General features: G+C 59.4%; 14 protein-coding genes and 2 pseudogenes. 15 read left to right on the top strand and 1 reads right to left on the bottom strand.

The window, feature by feature from the left end:
- From JCM15831_RS21865 to JCM15831_RS07070, 11 genes and pseudogenes are all read left to right on the top strand, one after another.
- The coding region (locus JCM15831_RS21865) for a hypothetical protein (protein ID WP_198024265.1) at window positions 1-355 on the top strand (355 nt) is incomplete at its 5' end.
- Between the two features lie 138 nt (window positions 356-493).
- On the top strand, window positions 494-1,627 hold the full coding sequence (locus tag JCM15831_RS20105; protein ID WP_025823751.1) for a GIN domain-containing protein: 1,134 nt from the start codon (window positions 494-496) through the stop codon (window positions 1,625-1,627).
- Window positions 1,628-1,725: 98 nt separating this feature from the next.
- Window positions 1,726-1,875 (top strand): hypothetical protein, encoded by a 150-nt coding sequence (locus JCM15831_RS21430; RefSeq protein ID WP_156938779.1) that lies wholly within the window; start codon window positions 1,726-1,728, stop codon window positions 1,873-1,875.
- Window positions 1,876-1,986: 111 nt separating this feature from the next.
- Window positions 1,987-2,772, top strand: a complete 786-nt coding sequence (locus tag JCM15831_RS07105) for an MlaE family ABC transporter permease (RefSeq protein ID WP_025823750.1) — start codon at window positions 1,987-1,989, stop codon at window positions 2,770-2,772.
- Window positions 2,769-3,557 (top strand): ABC transporter ATP-binding protein, encoded by a 789-nt coding sequence (locus JCM15831_RS07100; protein WP_025823749.1) that lies wholly within the window; start codon window positions 2,769-2,771, stop codon window positions 3,555-3,557. The genes JCM15831_RS07105 and JCM15831_RS07100 overlap by 4 nt, the downstream gene beginning before the upstream one ends.
- Window positions 3,558-3,757: 200 nt before the next feature.
- Window positions 3,758-5,140, top strand: a complete 1,383-nt coding sequence (radA, locus tag JCM15831_RS07095) for a DNA repair protein RadA (protein WP_025823747.1) — start codon at window positions 3,758-3,760, stop codon at window positions 5,138-5,140.
- Between the two features lie 122 nt (window positions 5,141-5,262).
- On the top strand, window positions 5,263-5,880 hold the full coding sequence (locus tag JCM15831_RS07090) for an IMPACT family protein (RefSeq protein WP_025823745.1): 618 nt from the start codon (window positions 5,263-5,265) through the stop codon (window positions 5,878-5,880).
- 92 nt (window positions 5,881-5,972) lie between these two features.
- Window positions 5,973-8,095 (top strand): annotated as a pseudogene (locus JCM15831_RS17315) (M3 family metallopeptidase).
- Between the two features lie 462 nt (window positions 8,096-8,557).
- Window positions 8,558-11,401, top strand: coding sequence for a TonB-dependent receptor (locus JCM15831_RS07080; RefSeq protein ID WP_084490593.1), 2,844 nt, complete (start codon window positions 8,558-8,560; stop codon window positions 11,399-11,401).
- 52 nt (window positions 11,402-11,453) lie between these two features.
- A complete protein-coding gene (locus tag JCM15831_RS17310; protein ID WP_084490592.1) occupies window positions 11,454-12,803 on the top strand; it encodes a phosphatidylinositol-specific phospholipase C1-like protein in 1,350 nt (449 codons plus the stop codon).
- A 143-nt stretch (window positions 12,804-12,946) separates the two neighbouring features.
- A complete protein-coding gene (locus tag JCM15831_RS07070; RefSeq protein WP_156938777.1) occupies window positions 12,947-13,669 on the top strand; it encodes a histidine-type phosphatase in 723 nt (240 codons plus the stop codon).
- On the opposite strand, the gene zapE is transcribed toward JCM15831_RS07070, so the two are convergent.
- Window positions 13,660-14,820, bottom strand: coding sequence for a cell division protein ZapE (gene zapE / locus JCM15831_RS17305; protein WP_051528367.1), 1,161 nt, complete (start codon window positions 14,818-14,820; stop codon window positions 13,660-13,662). The genes JCM15831_RS07070 and zapE overlap by 10 nt on opposite strands.
- A gap of 249 nt (window positions 14,821-15,069) precedes the next feature.
- Between zapE and sdhC the strand changes: the two genes are divergently transcribed.
- The 4 genes and pseudogenes from sdhC (at window position 15,070) to JCM15831_RS17300 (ending at window position 18,525) form a co-directional block, all read left to right on the top strand.
- Complete coding sequence (gene sdhC, locus JCM15831_RS07060; RefSeq protein ID WP_035774007.1) at window positions 15,070-15,531, top strand: succinate dehydrogenase, cytochrome b556 subunit; 462 nt, start codon at window positions 15,070-15,072, stop codon at window positions 15,529-15,531.
- Window positions 15,528-15,932: a succinate dehydrogenase, hydrophobic membrane anchor protein gene (gene sdhD, locus JCM15831_RS07055; RefSeq protein WP_025823737.1), complete on the top strand. Its 405-nt coding sequence runs from the start codon at window positions 15,528-15,530 to the stop codon at window positions 15,930-15,932. Before sdhC ends, sdhD begins: the two co-directional genes overlap by 4 nt.
- Entirely contained in the window at window positions 15,932-17,734 is a 1,803-nt protein-coding gene (gene sdhA, locus JCM15831_RS07050) for a succinate dehydrogenase flavoprotein subunit (protein ID WP_025823735.1), read from the top strand. The genes sdhD and sdhA overlap by 1 nt, the downstream gene beginning before the upstream one ends.
- A 12-nt stretch (window positions 17,735-17,746) precedes the next feature.
- A pseudogene (locus tag JCM15831_RS17300) lies at window positions 17,747-18,525 on the top strand (succinate dehydrogenase iron-sulfur subunit).
- Window positions 18,526-18,544: the final 19 nt, after the last annotated feature.

The following is an 18,544-nucleotide window of genomic DNA, read 5'->3' as shown; positions in this document are numbered from 1 at the left end:
CTCCGCCCGCTTTGCCGAGCGCCCCCCTTGCCCCCACAGCGCCTTCGGCCCCGACGAAACCCGTGACGTCCTCGACGCTCCCCCCGGTCGCGACAGAGCCAAATGCAGCGTCTGGCAAGACAGTGACGCACGTCACCACATCGGAACCGGCGAGCGTTCAGGAAGCTCCTTCGGCATTGCCGCGGAACTCACCCGTCACTCCCGCACCAGCCACACCCACAATGTCCGCCCCTGTTTCCGACGCGCCGGTCCCGCCGCCTGCACCAGGCGAGCCTGCTCAATCGCAAGAACCAGCCGTCACGGTACCAGAACCGCAATCGATGCCTGTTACGCCATCAAAGACGCCAGCTCCTGAAAAGACGACTGCTCCCACGGCCAAGCCAGTGACCAGACCCTCGACCGCCCCTTCGGAAAGCAACACCCCCGCCTCATCGCCGGCAGAGGTCGCGCCCTCAGCGTCTCCTGCGCAGGCTGCGAAGGGAGAACAGCCAAGGTGATACGGCTAAGACTGAGCCTTACGCTCATCATCGGAGCGCTGCCGACTCTGGCTCTCGCCAGCCCGGAAACGCCTCAGGCGGCTCTCACTGCGGCGCCCTACACGCTCCACATCGAGACCGGCTGTATCGGCACAATTCATGTCATTGGTACAGCCGGACTCGCTGAACATGCCGACATGCGCGACGTCCCGAGAGGGTTGTCTTTCCAGACCGGCGATCACGATGCGTGGCTGACAGGCAGCGCATGCCAAAAAGACGCGACAATCCAGCTCAGCGCTGGCTCGGCCGTCGTCTCGACGGCCTCGACTTTCGACACGTTGACGATCGAGGGAGTCGAAGGCCCTGTGTCCTTGCGTCAGGGCCGTGGCGATATCGTCATCGACAAGGCCACTGCCCTTCTCTATCGCGGAAGCGGTCCAGGCGATCTCAGTCTGAATAGTCTGACAGGGCCAGCGATCTTTGCTCTTTCAGGGCCAGGCGACGCCACAATCGATACCGTCACCGCCCCGTCGCTCGCGATCGGCACGACGGGGCCCGGTGACGTGGTAATTCGAGGCGGCACGATCGACCGGCTGACCATCACGCTCTCCGGACCCGGTGAGGCTTCTTTCGGTGGGAGCGCGCGCGAGGCAACGCTGCAGACAGATGGCCCGGGCGATATCCGCGTCCATCAGGTGCTTAAGGCTGAACACGCACATTCGAGCGCTAGCGGAGCAATCGAGATCGCGGTACCGGCAGGTTCCGGCAAGCAATCCAACGACCCGAACGCCAGAGACGTCTCCCGGAATGGAGCCAGTGTCACAGATGGTGAGATAAGCCTATCTGATGGCACGCGTCTCAACGCGCACCGCCTGATCAATCCTGATGGCTCGGTGCTCGATTTCGATGCCTTGCGCCATATCGCCAGTGACGCGACGCAAAGTGCCCCTCCGCTCCCGCCCGAGCCTCCTCAGCCACCCAAGATCTCTGCAAAACAGAACACCATTGCGCAGACAGCGGAGAGCCCCTCTTCCGCGAAGGCCGCCCCAGAATCCGACGATCTTTTCTCCTTTTCCTTCGGTAACACCAACTACACCTCCGGGATGATCGTTCTGATCGTACTTGCTATCGTTCTCATGCGTCGGCGCTGATCCCACGAATAATTGCCTTCCTTCACGCCCGAAATCCCGACCTTGCAAAACGCGCCGAGCCGTTTCTGCTCTCGCTGATGGCCAAGGTCTCGGCTCCCATGCCGCAAACCCAGCTGCCTCAGCTTCTGGATCTGACGCAGCGCCTCCAGAAACTCGACAGACGGGTTGGCGCCGTCGAAACCTGCGTCACGTCACGCGACTTCGCTCTTCATGCGCAATTTCGCGATCTGGATCGCCGCCATGGTTGAGGGCCGCCTCGTGCCCTCGAGGGTCACCAAGGGCGGGTCTGGGGCTTTGACGTGGCGCGTCAGTCAGGCTAGGGCTTGACCTATGAACCTCCCTGATGGCGGCTGCTGACCGTGAATTTTCTCCTCGATCCCGTCGCAGCCATTGGGCGTGCTTTTCTCGGTATTGTGCGCAAGGCCGGTGCGCTGGCACTCTTTGCCTTTGCCGGTCTCTCTCACCTGCTCCGTCCTCCGTTCTACTGGGGCGTCTTCTTCAGCAGCCTGATTGAAATCGCTTTCTTCTCCCTGCCTGTCGTTGCGCTGACAGCCATCTTCTCAGGCGGTGTGATCGCACTTCAATCCTATGCAGGATTTGCACAATATCACGTGCAAAATGCGATTGCCGGCATCGTCGTTCTGGCAGTTGTGCGCGAGCTCGGTCCGGTTCTGGCGGGTCTGATGGTGGCAGGTCGCGTCGGTGCGGCCATGTCGGCCGAGATCGGCACCATGCGCGTGACCGATCAGATCGACGCGCTGCGTACACTCTCGACCGACCCGATGAAATATCTGGTCACGCCGCGGCTTCTGGCGGGCGCGCTGGCCCTGCCCTTTCTCGTGCTCGTGGCCGATCTTCTTGGCGTGCTGGGCGGGTTTACAGTCTCGGTCTCCAAGCTCGGCTTCGACCCGCAGAATTATATTCAGGCGACATTCAATGCCGTCAAACCGCTCGATGTCATGGTCGGGCTGGCCAAGGCGGCCGTGTTCGGCTTCATCATCAGTCTGATGGGATGCTATCACGGCTATACAAGCCGTGGCGGCGCTGAAGGCGTCGGCTCTGCAACCACGGCAGCTGTCGTAGCGGCGTCCATCCTGCTTCTGGCTTTCGATTACCTCCTGACGGATCTGTTTTTCGCCCAATGAGCGCTCTGCCCAAGATCCGCATTCGCGGCCTGACGAAATCCTTCGGCTCCAAGACCGTGCTGGACGGGATCGATCTCGATGTCGAAGCCGGCACCTCGATGGTGATCATTGGCGGCTCGGGAAGCGGTAAATCCGTTCTCCTGCGCTGCATCCTCGGTCTCATCACGCCCGACGCCGGAACCATCGAAATCGATGGCGAGAACGTGCTGACAGCGTCGGCAGCGCGACGGGACGCCCTGATCGAACAGATCGGCATGCTCTTTCAGAATGCCGCCCTCTTCGACAGCATGAGCGTTGCCGATAACATCGTGTTCGGTTTGCGCGCCAAAGGTCGTGGCAAATCCACGCGGCTGAAGGCCGCTCAGGCCCGTCAGCAGGCTGGTGAAATTCTGAAGCAGGTCGGGCTCGATCCTTCGGTTGGTGCTTTGGCTCCATCAGAACTTTCCGGCGGCATGCAAAAACGCGTCGGTCTGGCTCGTGCCATTGCGGGCACGCCCAATATCCTGTTCTTCGATGAACCCACGACCGGCCTGGATCCGATCATGGGCGCCGTCATCGACGGTCTGATCGTTGACTGCGTCAAACGTCTCGGCTCGACCGCCATCGCCATTACCCATGACATGGCCTCCGCACAGCGTATCGGCGATCAGGCCGCCATGCTCTATCATGGCAAGCTGGTCTGGAAAGGTCTGGCATCCGAGCTGATGGATAGCGGTAACGCGATGGTCGATCAGTTCACCCATGGGCGCAAGGATGGGCCGATCGGGATGGAACTGCGGAAATAGGGGTTTCCAGTTCTTTTTTGCAAAAAGAACCAAAAACCCTTCCCCATTCTGGCACTTGGCACCGGCTATTGGCGTGATCCTCCTTGCGGGTTCCCTCACGCTTATGTCTTCCGAATAAAAGAACCTCGCCCTTCGTTCTTGTTACGTTTCTCTCCTTGTCCTATCTTGCAGACTGAACCCTTTGTCTGAAAGACCGACCTATGGCCAAGCGTCCCACTGCCCGTTTTGTGTGTCAGGCCTGCGGTTCGGTCACCAGCAAATGGTCCGGACGCTGCGATGGCTGCGGCGAATGGAACACCATCGTCGAAGAAGCCGTCGAGCCGACTAATCGCGAAACCCGCAAGCGTGCCGGACGCCTGACGCTGATGCATCTGGATGGCGATCTGACGCCACCGCCTCGCATCGAAACCTCCATTGCGGAATTCGATCGTGTTCTGGGCGGAGGACTCGTACCGGCCTCCGTCGTCCTGGTGGGCGGTGATCCGGGTATCGGTAAATCCACCCTGCTATTGCAGGCCACCTGCGCGCTGGCCAAAGCCGGTCGACGGGTCCTGTATGTTTCAGGCGAAGAGGCCGTGGATCAGATCCGCCTTCGCGCCCGACGACTCAAGCTGGACGCTCCGACCCTCGAACTCGCTGCAAGCATCAATGTCTCGGAGATTGCAGGCTCTCTGGAGCAGGACCGCGAGCATAACGTGGTGGTGATCGATTCAATTCAGACGATGTGGCTGGAGACGATCGAAAGTGCCCCGGGCTCTGTCGCTCAGGTGCGGGCCTGCGCGTTCGAACTGATCCGACTGGCCAAGACCGTTGGCTTCTCGCTCGTCCTCGTCGGGCATGTGACCAAGGAAGGCGCTCTGGCAGGGCCGCGAGTGCTTGAGCACATGGTGGACGCCGTAATGTATTTCGAAGGCGACCGTGGGCATCAATTCCGGATCCTGCGCGCCGCCAAGAACCGCTTTGGCGCAACCGACGAAATTGGCGTGTTTGCCATGACCGATGCCGGTCTGACCGAGGTCCCGAACCCCTCCGCTCTCTTTCTCGCCGAACGGCGCGGGCACATCGCCGGCTCTGCGGTTTTTGCCGGTATGGAAGGCACGCGCCCGGTCCTGCTGGAAATTCAGGCTCTGGTTTCGCCCAAAGCCGGGGAAGGTGCCGCGCGACGGGCCGTCGTCGGTTGGGAAACGGCTCGCCTGAACATGCTTCTGGCCGTCCTTGAAGCGCGGTGTGGGCTGAAGATGGCCGGGATGGACGTCCATCTCAATATCGCCGGTGGGCTGCGTATCAGCGAGCCCGCCTGCGACATGGCAGTCGCCGCCGCCCTCATCTCGGCCGCGACCGGCGTCCCGACCTCAGCGGGTGCCACCTATTTTGGCGAGGTCGGATTATCCGGTGAAGTGCGTCAGGTCTCCCAAACCGATCTGCGCCTGAAAGAAGCCCAGAAACTCGGTTTCGCTCAGGCCATCCTGCCAAGACGTGTCGCCAGCGGCGCCGCACGCCCCGAAGCCCCGGAAGGGCTGGGGCTCAAGGAGATCGGCCATCTCAATGATCTGGTTGAATTGTTCCAACCGGTCGAGGACTGATCTCAGCGCGACCCTGCTCCGTCGAAAAGGATCTTCTCTTGCAAAAGAGAGGCGGGGCTGCTTCCTGACCGAGCCATATCAGCAAGCAAGAACCCGCAAAGGCAGAGCAGGAAGGCCCCTATATGACCCAAACCCTGGTGGCAGAAACGCAGCTGGACACGGTCGTCAAGAAAAGCCTGTTTCGTGTCCATGCCGCGCCTATTGCGAATGAAGAGGAAGCCCTGGCGTTTTTCGAGCGTGTGCGTGAGCTCGATGCAACCCATAATTGCTGGGCGTGGCGGATCGGCGGTCGCTACCGCAGCTTCGATGACGGCGAGCCGGGAGGCACGGCGGGGCGACCCATTCTGCAGGCGATCGACTCTCAGGAATTCGACCACGTCGCGGTGATGGTCGTGCGCTGGTTCGGCGGGGTCAAGCTGGGCGCGGGTGGTCTGGTGCGTGCCTATGGCGGCGCGGCGGCCGCATGTCTCAAGCAGGGCGAGGCGGTTGAGATCGTCCCCATGCAGCGGCTTGAATTCCACGCCTCGTTCAGCCTGCTCCCCATTATCCAGGCCCGGCTGACAGAATGGGACGCCACGCAGGACGGATGCGAGTTCGATGCGACGGGCGCCACAGTCACGCTTTGCATACCGCTCTCCCGCTCGGAGCCCATACAGGGCTTTTTACAGGATCTTCTGAGAGGGGGAGCGATCAGGGTTCTAGATGATGACGAGGAAGATGAAACGGACGTGACGGACTGATACGAAAGCGCACCATTGTGCCCCTCGTTTGACGCTCCTGTGTTTCCTTCCTACGGTGCCCGTTCAAGTTACGATCGTAGGATCCTTCTGTTATGCCCGTTTTCAGACATGCTGCAGCCCTGGCGGCTGTTGCGCTCCCGTTGCTTTCCTCCACCGCGCTAGCAGCACCTTCCAATCCGTTCTTTCAGGCCAGCACCCTGCCCTATCAGGCTCCGCCCTTCGACAAGATCAAGGATAGTGACTACGTGCCCGCTTTCGAAAAGGGCATGGCGGACCAGCTGAAGGAAATCCGCGCGATTGCCAATAACAAGGCAGCGCCGACTTTCGATAATACGATTGTCGCCCTGGAACGCTCGGGCCAGCTTCTCGGCCGCGTACAGAGCGTGTTCTACGGTGTCTATTCGGCGGATAAAGACGACGCCATGGACGCCATCGACAGCAAGGAAGCTCCCAAGCTCAGCCAGCATCAGGATGAGATCTATCTCAATCCGAAGCTCTTTCATCGTGTGAAGACGCTGTATGACAACCGCGCCACGCTGAACCTGAATGCGGAGCAGACGATGCTCCTGGAACAGACCTATCAGGGCTTCGTCCATTCCGGTGCTGAGCTCTCTCACGCCGATCAGCAGAAGCTGCGTGCGCTGAACACCAAGCTCTCGAAGCTGGAAACGGCCTATAACCAGAAGCTGATTGCCAGCGCCAAGCTGGTGCGCTTGTGGTCGACAAGAAAGAGGCACTTGCAGGCCTTGATGACGGGGCCATCGCCTCCGCCCAGAAATCTGCAGAAAGCCGCAAGCTCTCCGGAAAATATGTTCTGCCGCTGCAAAACACGACCCAGCAGCCGGATCTTGTCTCGCTGACGGATCGCACGACGCGCGAAGCCCTGTTCAACCAGAGCTGGACGCGCGCCGAAAAGGGCGATGCCAACGACACCCGTCAGACGATTACGGAAATTGCACAGCTCCGCGCCGAAAAGGCCGCCCTGTTCGGCTACCCGAGCTTTGCCGCCTACACGCTGTACGACCAGATGGCCAAAACCCCGGCTGCCGTGAACGACTTCATCCATCAGCTGGTGCCTGCCACCGCTGCTGAACAGCATCGCGAAGCGGCCGAGCTGCAAAAAGCGATTGCCGAAGACCATCAGAGCTTCACACTCAAGCCCTGGGACTGGAATTACTACGCCGAGCGCGTGCGCAAGCAGAAATTCGACCTCAACCAGAACGATGTGAAGCCCTATTTCGAGCTGCACACGGTGCTCACTGATGGCGTGTTCTATGCGGCGACCCAGCTTTACGGAATTACGTTCGAGCCCCGCAAGGACATCCCGGTTTATAATCCGGATGTTCTGGTTTTTGAGGTCAAGGACGAGGACGGCTCGCCTCTCGGCCTGATGTATTTCGATTATTTCAAGCGCGACAACAAATCCGGTGGCGCCTGGATGTCGAATTTCGTCGGACAGAGCGACCTGCTCAAGACACGCCCTGTAATTTACAACGTGGCCAATTTCACCAAGGCCGCACCGGGTCAGCCGCAGCTCATCACATCCGATGACGTCACGACCATGTTCCACGAATTCGGGCATGCGCTGCACGGGCTTTTCGCCAGCCAGACCTATCCGTCGCTTTCTGGTACAGCCGTGGCGCGCGACTTTGTCGAGTTCCCGTCGCAGTTCAACGAGAACTGGGCCATGGACCCGAAAGTCTTCGCCCATTACGCCCGTCATTACAAAACCGGCGCTGCAATGCCTGACGCGCTGGTTGCCAAGATCAAGAAAGCCGCTCACTTCAACCAGGGTTATGCGCTGGGTGAGATCGTCGCCGCAGCCCAGCTCGACATGTCCTGGCACGGCATCGCTGCCGATGCCCCGCGTCAGGACGCCGATCAGTTTGAAGCCAAGGCCCTCGCCGAAACCGGTCTCGACGTGGCGAATGTTCCGCCTCGCTATCGTTCCAGCTATTTCCTGCACATCTGGGGTAATGGCTATTCAGCGGGTTATTACGCCTATCTCTGGACCGAAATGCTGGATCAGGACGTTTATTCCTGGTTCCAGTCACATGGCGGCCTGACCCGCGAGAACGGTCAGCGCTTCCGTGACCTGATCCTGTCCAAGGGACACACCATGGATTACGGCCCGATGTTCAAGGCCTTCTATGGCAAGGATCCTGAAATCGGCCCGATGCTGGCCCATCGCGGCCTGACCGCCGACAATAAATGATGTCTGCCATGGCCCTTTCGCTCATTGAGCGGAGGGGCCATCGCCTTCGGGCCTCCTCAAGGGCCTGATCACACAAAAATTGCCTCAGATCGCCTTGAAGGTGCAACGCCCCGGCGATCAGTCGAACGTGACGAAGGCACAAGGCCGACGCGTTAAAATACGCCTTTCGGCTCTCATCCGTCACATAAAGATACAGTTCGACTTTTAATAAAGCCTTCATACAAATGATCGGCAACACGCTCTAGATATTGCATCGGAATAAACGCGACAGATCGAAAGAGCTGTATCGTTAATATATCGTCTTGTCTATAACAATAACCGTCAAATAGACGGCGCATCCGATTGCTTTACTGATCTATAAAATAGAATGGGGAATATTCCTTTTCTTTAACTTTCATTTTTGGCGGAAAATTACTGTCGAAGGTGGAGAGCGATCTTTTGCGTCCGAGAGGTAAATACTCCATGACGTCGTACAGGCCTTTGCTGACCCGTTGTCTCGTTTCCCTCGTGGTGTTTGGGGCTCTCACTCCGGCGCACGCACAGGGCACGCACCATAAAAAAAAGGACGGGCGCAGGACAACGCCTCCCTCCATTGCGCAAAAGCCGCAAACCATTCCGCCCCATCAGGCTGGACCGCAGGCCGCAACCGGCGATCTCGATAAAAAACGGTCTTACGAACACATCCAGGTGACAGCTTTGCGCGGCGGAACCGTGGCTGCGGCCCTCGATGAGCAACGCCGAAGCACGGGCGTGGCGAGTGTCATGTCGAGAGAGCAGATTGAGCGTGCTCCCGAGACCAATCTGTCGGATATCCTGACGCGCCTTCCGGGTCTGTCGGCTTATAGCAACATGTCGGGCGGTCAGGCAGCCACCGGTGAAACCCAGTACATGACCATACGTGGCCTGGATTCCAGTTATAATGCCTATACGCTTAACGGGGAGCGTATCGCCCCCGCCGATGCCGCAACACGCGCCATCTCTTTCGACATGCTCGCGCCTTATGGCATCACGTCCATCAAGGTATCCAAAAGCACAACGACAGATATGGATGGCGATGCCATCGGCGGCGCCATCGACATACGCACGCCGACTGCCTTCGATTTTTCTGCCCCTCTCCACAAGCTGACGCTTCAGGGTCAGCTGAACGATAATGCTGCACGCACAGGCACTCCCGATCTCGGGGGGACGGTGCAAGGCGAATTTGCGCGCCGTTTCGGTCGGGATGGCCGCTTCGGCGTCTATGCGACCGGCTATTATTCAACCAAGAACGTTCTCGCGAACGCCGTCGCTCCCAATACGAGCTACAAACCCACGTTTCTCTCCGAATCAAACGTGTCGTCGCTCGATCAGGCATCCCAGCTGACAAGCACGCAGCTCAAATATGATCTCTTTACCAGCAAGCTCAAACGCTATGGCGGCTCGCTCTCATTGAACTACAAGGGCGACCATCACGAATTTTATGCCCTGGGCACCTATGGCCAGTACAACGTCCAGATGAATGACAATCAGGTCAGTCTGCGCGGCGGACTGACCTCATATTATCCGGACGGTGTCTATCGGGCGGGCGGTGCGCAGCGCGCGCAATATTTTACGACCAACGACTCAGCTCAACTTCTGACAACACAGAAAATCGGTGGCGTCAGCCATTTCGACCGCTGGACCGTCAATTACGACGTGTTCAACAGCTATGGTGTGCAATCCAGCCCCAACACGGTCGAAGCCAGCATGTACGGCAGCGGTGGTATCGCGGGACCTTTTACCTTCGACATCGCCAACACGACCCTTCCACGCATGAACGGTCCGCAAGCGGCAGTCGATCAATTCAAAAACCAGAATCTCAGCCGGTTCTGGAAAACGCAGGGGCGCGATGCGCAGAGCACCGCCGACATGTATGGCGTCCATGCGGATGCAGCCTATCGTTTCCGTTCGGAAATTCTCAAATCCATCGCGTTCGGCTTTAAATTCAGCAGTACGCAACGCGCCGCATGGCAGCACCCATTTTTCCATAACGACAATAATTTCGTTTATAACGGCCCGTTCTTCGGCGGTAAGAAATGGCCCTCGTCCAATGCTCAGGGCCTCATGATCGGCGATATCCCTGGCTATCAGGTCGATGCCTTCGGCGGAAAAATCGGCGATTTCCGCCTTCTGGATCGTAACTGGGTTAAAAACACGACCGTCCCTTACAAATATCAAAACGATCCGAATGGGGCCGGAAATTATACGAAAAACGACTGGAATGCGAATACGAGTACCGGATCGGAAAAAATCTATGCCGGGTTCGTCTCCTTGAACCTGCAAGCGGGACCGGTCGATATTCATCCGGGGTTCCGTTATGAATACACCGATTTCAGCGGCACGCATTGGAGCTCGAACGGCGACAGCACGACCGGAAATTTCGTCAAGATCGGGCAGTCCTATGGGAGCCCCCTGCCTTATCTCAATGTCAACTGGCGGCCGTCCTCCCTCAGTGTTCTGCGCTTTTCCGTACGTCGCGGGCTGACCCGACCGGCTTTCGGCCTGATCAATGGCGCGACCTCACTCAGTCTCGACCCGCTGACCAACCAGATCCTCGCCGTGTCCCAACCGAACCCCAATCTGCGCCCGACAACCGCCACGATGTTCGATTTCTCGGCCGAACTTTATAATCACCACGCAGGCATGATCTCTGCCTCGGTTTACTACAAGCAGATCCAGAAATTCATCTTCACCTCCGTATCCGGCAGCACGAACAGTAGGACTCTTGGCGGCAACGTCCCAACAAACTCCTACACCGATGGGGGCACGGTCTATCAGATGCCCGTCAACGGCCGCGGTGCCACGTTGGAAGGCCTCGAACTGGCCGCACAGCAGAACCTCTATTTCCTGCCAGGCTGGCTCAACGGGTTTGGGGTCAATGCCAATATCACGCTCCAGCATTCGACCGCGAAGAGCAACGTTGCCGGTCATGCCGATACCGCCCTGCCCCGTGCGCCGGAGATGATGTATAATCTGGGTGTCTATTACAGCCGGGGGCCGATCCATTTCGACCTCAACTATAATTACGTCGGGACGCAGCTCCTCAGCGTGAGCAGTAAAACGCCCGATTTTTATCTGCAGCCGACACAGCGTCTCGATCTGAGCATGAAATACAAAATCGGCTGGGGTCTGACAGGGTCTCTGGCCATGCAGAACCTGCTCAATACGCCTGCTTTCTGGGAGACGATGGGCAAGGGCAAATCCTATCTCGCTTATGACGGCTCGGCCAATGGCGCTTTCGTCCAGACGGGGCGTATGTATCTCGCAGGACTGAGCGGGGAATTCTGATGCCGCTCCGCTTGAAAGCGCGCAGGCTTGTCGCGCTCGGTGCCATCGGTGCCTGTCTGTCTCCCTGCTATCAGCGTGGGGACAGACACACCCTGTCCCCACGCAGGGCGCCGAAGCGCCGATAAGACTGGATCAGATCCAGGTAATCGGATCGCATAATTCCTACCATGCTGGACTGACTGCTGAGCGCCTTGCTGAAATCGCAGCAGTCAATCCGGATCTCGCAGCCTTGCTCGATTACCGTCATGCATCGCTCACGCAGCAACTGGATGCAGGGGTGAGACAGATCGAGCTCGACCTCTATGCCGACGACAAGGGCGGGCGATTTGCCCGGCCTCATCGTCCGGGCAGGCCCGACATCATCTGGCCGCTGGCACCGTCTGCACGGGCTGTGATGGAACGGCCTGGGATCAAGGTCATGCATATTCCCGACCTCGATCAGCACGCGACCTGCCTGACGCTCAGCACGTGCCTGAAGGAGGTGACTAGCTGGTCGCAAGCGCATCCCCGTCACATCCCGATTTTCATCATTCTGGAAACCGAACAGCGCGACGAAGTGCCCGGCGGCACATCGGTCCAGCCTTTCACGCGCCAGACATTCGACGCGCTCGATGCCACCATACGCGCTGAGATCCCTGCCGACAGGCTTCTGACACCCGATGACCTTCACGCTCCCGGTGAAACCCTTTCGGCCGCCATCGCAGCCCGTGGATGGCCCGCTCTGTCGAAGACACTCGGCAAGATCGTCTTCCTGCTCGATCAGCGCCATGACGGCCCGACCTATCTTCAGGGGCATCCCGGTCTGAAGGGGCGGATAGCCTTCCCCAATGCCGATCCAAACGCCACCGAAGCGGCCTTTACCGAGCTGAATGACGGCCCTGAACAGCAGGTGACGGCTTTGGTCAAACAGCATCTCCTGGTGCGTATCCGTGCGGATGCCGACACGAAAGAAGGGCGTTCCGGCGCGATTGGGCGACGCGACAAGGCGCTTCGAAGCGGCGCCCAGCTGATCAGTACCGATTATCCGGATAGTGAGCCGGCCCGCTGGAGCGGATATCGCGTTGGTTTTCCAAATGGCAGAGCCGCACGCTGCAACCCCGTTACGGTGCCAGAAGCCTCTGCTGCGTGTCGCGACGAGGCCCTCTCTGCCGGTGCGTCAGACGCACCGGTCCTGACACGGCTCGTTCTTGTGATGCGGCATGGCATCCGCTCGGCCTTATCGGGCCAACAACCGGATCTGGCGACCCTGCCTGCAACCTGGCCGCACTGGGCAGGACGACCGGGCGATTTGACTCCTCATGGGGCAGAAGCCTTTCATCTGCGGGAAAATCGCTCCGCCAATGGCTCGAGCAGAACGCCCTGCTCCAGGCTGGTCTATGCCCTGCTTCCGGCAGCATTCTGATTCACGCCAATTCCGAGCCGCGCACAATTGCCAGCGCGCATGCCATTGCAGAGGGTCTTGCCCCATCCTGTGCGTTGAGCCTGCATCACCTCGCCGAATTCAAACCCGACGCTCTTTTTTCCCCTCAGCAAACGTCACCCGCCTTGTTCGATACGAAACGTCTGAGCGCCCTCCTTCCCGACCCGGAGCGCCTGTCCTCCAGGCAAAAGCGAGAACTCAGCCTGCTCGGCAGCCTGCTGCACTGCACACCGCATCACTGTGACTTCTTACACGAGCCAAGCCGGATACAGGCTGACCACACAGGCCGAGGGTTCGTTCTCTCCGGCCCGATTGAGGAAGCCTCTTCCTATGCGGAGGTTCTCGAACTCGGATATCTGGATGGACACCCCCTTCCGGACCTGAACGGAAAGCCCTTCGATACAGAAACGCTGGAATCCCTCTCCGGACTCCACGCGACCATGCTGGCGAGCACCTTGCAACCAACACCCATTGCGGCGCCGCTTTCGCAGATGCTGCGCAAGGCGCTGGCGGAAAACATCACGGCTTCAGACGGTCCGGTCCTGACCCTTTACATGGGTCATGATGACACGATCGCCCCTCTGCTCGGCATGCTCGACAGTCACGTCAAGGCGCCGGGTTACGCACAGGACGAAATTCCTGTCGGTTCGGCGCTCGGATTTGCGCTGTACCGTAATGCCGACGGAAGCCGCCATGTCAGGGTCGTCTTTATCTCCCAGTCACCCGAAGACATACGCCGCGACCCCAACCGGGCCCCATTATCCTGGAGCTATCCGAGGGTCCCGGCCTGCCATGGAAAAGGCGGCACTTGCACAATGCCGGAATTCCTCAAGGCGCTTCACCTCTGAGCAGGCGGGCGCCCCTCAGCGCTGCCAGTCGCTCGAACGCATTTCCTCAAGACGTGAGGCGGTGCTTCGAATGCGGTGGCATTCTCACCGGTCTGATAGAGAGCTTCAGGCTGCGCAGCGGCGGAGGCAAACAAGTTCGTGTGATTTTCGTACATGACGTCGATCAGATTGATGAAACGACGCGCCTTGTCATACTGGTCGGGCACGAGAGCCGGAATCCGGTCGATAAAAATTGTCCGAAACCGCGCGACAATAGCCAGATAATCTGCGGGACCACGCGCGTCGCCACACAGGGCCTCGAACGTAAACCAGGCCACATCTCCTTTGCAGAACGGCACCGGGACGCGGCGTGACCCGATTGAGACGAAATCCGGCTCTGCGCTTCCCTGCGTTTCCGTCTCGAATTTCTGACGCAGATGCGCCGAGTTTTCTTCTGAATCCGGAACAAGCCAGGTCTGGGCATCCAGCTCCCGCCCCCTGCGGTAATCACGGGCAGCTTCAAGAGTCAGCACCTGCATATGCGCCCCGAATGCCTCGAGATAAGGCCGCATCGTGGCGCGGTTCTGGGCCTGATTTTTCATCAGATCCGGGGGGGCGGTGTTCGATGTCGCCACCACGACGGTGCCGAGTGCCATGACCATATCGAGCAGACGAAGTACGAGGACCGCGTCAGACATGTCGTTGATCTGGAACTCGTCGAAACAGAGCAGATCATTCTGTTCATGCACTTTCTGAGCCAGTTCACGCACCGGGTCCTCATGGCGCTCGCTCCTCCCCTGTCCTTTATGCAGGGCGCGCAGGACCTCCTGCATAAAAGCGTGGAAATGGATGCGCCGCTTTTTTGTGACGGCAACCTCGCGACAGAAAAGATCCATGAGCATGGTCTTCCCTCGTCCGACTTCGCCGACCAGATAGAGCCCCTTGATCGGCGCCGGGCGGCGCTTCGACAGACGCGAGAAAAACCCTTCCCTGGTCTCGTGCCGCGCCTGCAACGCCTGCGCCAGTTTGTCGAGCGCCTCGGCAGCGTGGCCCTGAGCCGTGTCCGCCTCGATCTTCCCCTGGGCGATCAGGCGTCGGTAAGCCGACAACACCCCGGTGGCTCCGGGCATCACGGACCGGGAGGGAAGCGAGGCTGAATTCAGTTCTGGCATCGGGCTCTCTTTTCGTCGCGCGCTTCAGGTTTCTGGCCCGGTTCCTACCATGCGCGCAAGCGTAACGCGCCCCTCACACAGCGTCACGCCTTGGTGAGATTCCCCAGTTGCGAATGAGGCGGAATCTCATGAAATACAAGACAAAATCGGTGCAGATTCTCACATCAATATGCACATGACGTCACAGATAAATGCGACTATGTGGGTTAGGTATCGCATAGCCCGAAGACAGAATTCCGAGGTATCGCCATGGCTTCCGACGGACGTGAAGCGTTCTATCACGGCACCGACACTGAGGGGCAGGCCATAAGGCGTCCCATGTCTCCCCACCTAGATGTCTATCGTTTTCGCCTCTCAATGGCTCTTTCGATCGGCAATCGCATGGCCGGCGTCGTTTCCTCGCTTGGCGCAGGGTTGGCCGTCGCGTGGCTATCCGCGCTCGCACAGGGACCGCGCGCCTTTAACCGCGCGCAACGCGGCGCCACTCACCCCCTCGGGCGTCTGATCTTTCTCGGCTGGGGTGTCGCAACGCTTTATCATTTCGTCGCGAGCATTCGCCATCTGATCTGGGATAGCGGGGCACGTTTCGAAAAGAAGGAAATCGACGCTGACGGTCGCCGTTCTGTCTTTGCCACGGCAGGACTGTCTCTCGGGTTGATCGCGGCCTTCGTCGCCCTCTCACATCGTCGCAACAAGGGACCACGCGCATGAGCCGCCTTTCCGACATGCGCACGCCCCTGGCACGCGCCAAGGGGCTGGGCGGCCTGCAAGACGGCGCCGAACACTGGACGGCAGAGCGCGTCTCCGCCCTGCTCCTCGGCCCGCTTTCGATCTGGGGCGTGGCGCAGATCCTGCGTCTGGCCGGACGTGATCGCGACGCCATTCTCGCCTGGGCAGGACGCGTGCAGAACGCCGCCCCGCTGGGTCTGCTGATTGCTCTGACCGGGCGTCATGCCCAGCTTGGGCTCGAAGTCATTGCCTCTGATTATTCCCGCGGCTGGCGTCGTGTCTGGTTGCGACTGGTCATTCGTCTCAGCACCCTGCTTTTTGTCGCGCTGGGCTGTGCCTCGCTTGCTCGCATTCTCATGACCCGCACAACGGAGGCGAAATAATGAGCGCGGATACCGCCAAAAAATATCGCATTGTCGATCACGCCTATGACGTTGTGGTCGTCGGCGCGGGCGGCTCTGGCCTGCGTGCGACTTTGGGCATGGGAGCGGGTGGTCTGCGCACCGCCTGTGTCACCAAGGTTTTCCCAACGCGCAGCCACACGGTCGCAGCCCAAGGCGGCATTGGCGCGTCTTTGGGCAATATGTCCGAGGATAACTGGCGCTGGCATATGTACGATACCGTCAAGGGATCGGACTGGCTCGGCGATCAGGATGCCATCGAGTTCATGTGCCGCGAGGCGGAAAGCGCGGTGATGGAGCTCGAACATTTCGGGGTGCCCTTCTCGCGCACCGAAGATGGCAAGATCTATCAGCGCCCCTTCGGCGGCCATATGAGCGAGTTTGGCAAGGCCCCGGTGGCACGCGCCTGCGCTGCAGCCGACCGCACGGGCCACGCCATCTTGCACACGCTCTATCAGCAATGCCTGAAGCATCGTGTCGATTTTTTCGTCGAATATTATGTGCTCGACCTGATCATGGACGAGGACGGCGCCTGTCGCGGGATCGTGGCCTGGTGTCTCGATGATGGATCGATCCATCGTTTCAATGCGAAAATGGTGGTTCTGGCGACGGGCGGCTATGGCCGTGCGTTCCAGAGCTGCACGTCTGCCCATTCCTGCACGGGCGATGGTGGCGGTCTGGCGATGCGCGCCGGTGTCCCGACACAGGACATGGAATTTGTTCAGTTTCACCCCACCGGGATTTTTCCGGCAGGGTGCCTGCTGACAGAAGGCTGTCGCGGTGAAGGCGGCTATCTGACCAATTCCGAAGGCGAGCGCTTCATGGAGCGTTATGCCCCGACCGCCAAGGATCTCGCTTCACGCGACGTGGTGTCACGCGCCATGACCATCGAGATCAATGAAGGGCGCGGTTGTGGTCCGAACAAAGACCACATCATGATGCATCTGGAGCATCTCGGCCCGGAGCTGTTGCATCAACGCCTGCCCGGCATCTCGGAAACCACGCGTATTTTCGCAGGCGTGGACGTGACCAAGGAACCGGCACCGGTTCTGCCAACCGTGCATTACAATATGGGTGGGGTGCCAACCAATCTGTATGGCGAGGTCCTTCGCCCGACGGAAGAAAACCCCGATCAGGTCGTTCCTGGTCTGATGGCCGTGGGCGAAGCCGCCTGCGTCTCGGTGCACGGCGCCAATCGTCTCGGCACCAATTCGCTGCTCGATCTGATCGTATTCGGTCGCGCAGCTGGTAAGCGCGCTGCGGAAATCATCGACCCGACAACGCCCGTCCCGCCCCTGCCTAAAAACGCTGGCGAGGCCATTCTCGAGGCCTTCGACAAGACACGCGAGGCTTCGGGGAAATTCACCGTGGCTGAATTGCGCGAGCGTTTGCAGCGCCTCATGCAAAGCCATGCGGCCGTGTTCCGCAACACGAAATCGCTCGCGGAGGGCTGCGAGAAGATCCATCAACTCTGGGAAGACGCCCAGCATATGGGTTTGTCTGATCGCTCCCTGATCTGGAACAGCGACCTGATGGAAGCGCTCGAGTTTGCCAATCTTCTGGCCAACGCCACCGTGACCATCGAGAGCGCCTATGCCCGTCACGAGACGCGCGGGGCCCACGCCCATGACGATTATCCTGAGCGCGATGACGAGCACTGGATGAAACACACCGTCTCCTATCTCGACAAGGACGGTGCGGTGAGCCTGCTTTACCGGCCGGTGCGGCTGCAGACCTTGACCAATGATGTCGAGGTCTTTCCGCCCAAAAAACGCGTTTATTGAGGGAGCCTCACCATGGTTGAACTCCGCCTTCCCAAAAACAGCACGACCCGCCAGGGAAAATTCTATCCGGCTCCCGCCGAGGCGACCCATAAAGCGACATTTCAGGTCTATCGCTGGTCACCCGATGATGACTCCAATCCGAGCCTCGACAGCTATGAGCTGGACCTCGACAAGGTCGGGCCGATGGTGCTCGACGCCCTGCTCTACATCAAGGACCATATCGACGCGTCCCTGACCTTTCGTCGGTCCTGCCGAGAGGGCATTTGCGGCTCCTGCGCCATGAATATCGATGGCGAGAACACGCTGGCCTGCCTCAAGCCCATCAGCTCCGTCAAAGGCACGGTCAGGATCAATCCGCTGCCACATATGCCGGTCGTGAAAGATCTGGTGCCGAACCTCAACGGTGCCTATGCCCAGCTTGAATCGATCCAGCCCTGGCTCAAAAGCGATACCCCGCCTCCGCCCGACACAGAGCGGCTGCAGAGCGTCGAGGAGCGCGAAAAACTGGACGGTATGTGGGAGTGCATTCTCTGCTTCTGCTGCAGCACGTCCTGCCCGTCCTATTGGTGGAACGGCGACCGCTATCTCGGTCCAGCCACGCTCCTGGCCGCCAATCGCTGGATCATGGATAGCCGCGACGACCATACGGGCGAGCGTCTTGAGGCACTCGATGACTCAATGAAGCTCTACGGGTGCCGTACCATCATGAATTGCACCCAGACCTGCCCCAAAGGCTCAACCCGGCAAAAGCCATTGCCAATATCAAGAAGCTGCAAGTCGAGCGGGAATAGCTCTTCTTATCCGGGGCCG

Origin of the sequence: Asaia astilbis JCM 15831 (assembly GCF_000613845.1) — a bacterium.
In the GTDB taxonomy this organism is placed as follows: Bacteria; Pseudomonadota; Alphaproteobacteria; order Acetobacterales; family Acetobacteraceae; genus Asaia; species Asaia astilbis.
The sequence above is the reverse complement of the archived record's forward strand: the minus strand, read 5'-3'. Positions and strand labels throughout refer to the sequence as shown.

Bases quoted from the DNA above. Each gene is read 5' to 3' on its own strand.
- JCM15831_RS21430 (WP_156938779.1), top strand. From the start codon at position 1,726: ATGCCGCAAACCCAGCTGCCTCAGCTTCTGGATCTGACGCAGCGCCTC.
- JCM15831_RS07100 (WP_025823749.1), top strand. From the start codon at position 2,769: ATGAGCGCTCTGCCCAAGATCCGCATTCGCGGCCTGACGAAATCCTTC.
- radA (WP_025823747.1), top strand. From the start codon at position 3,758: ATGGCCAAGCGTCCCACTGCCCGTTTTGTGTGTCAGGCCTGCGGTTCG.
- JCM15831_RS07090 (WP_025823745.1), top strand. From the start codon at position 5,263: ATGACCCAAACCCTGGTGGCAGAAACGCAGCTGGACACGGTCGTCAAG.
- JCM15831_RS07080 (WP_084490593.1), top strand. From the start codon at position 8,558: ATGACGTCGTACAGGCCTTTGCTGACCCGTTGTCTCGTTTCCCTCGTG.
- zapE (WP_051528367.1), bottom strand. From the start codon at position 14,820: ATGCCAGAACTGAATTCAGCCTCGCTTCCCTCCCGGTCCGTGATGCCC.
- sdhC (WP_035774007.1), top strand. From the start codon at position 15,070: ATGGCTTCCGACGGACGTGAAGCGTTCTATCACGGCACCGACACTGAG.
- sdhD (WP_025823737.1), top strand. From the start codon at position 15,528: ATGAGCCGCCTTTCCGACATGCGCACGCCCCTGGCACGCGCCAAGGGG.
- sdhA (WP_025823735.1), top strand. From the start codon at position 15,932: ATGAGCGCGGATACCGCCAAAAAATATCGCATTGTCGATCACGCCTAT.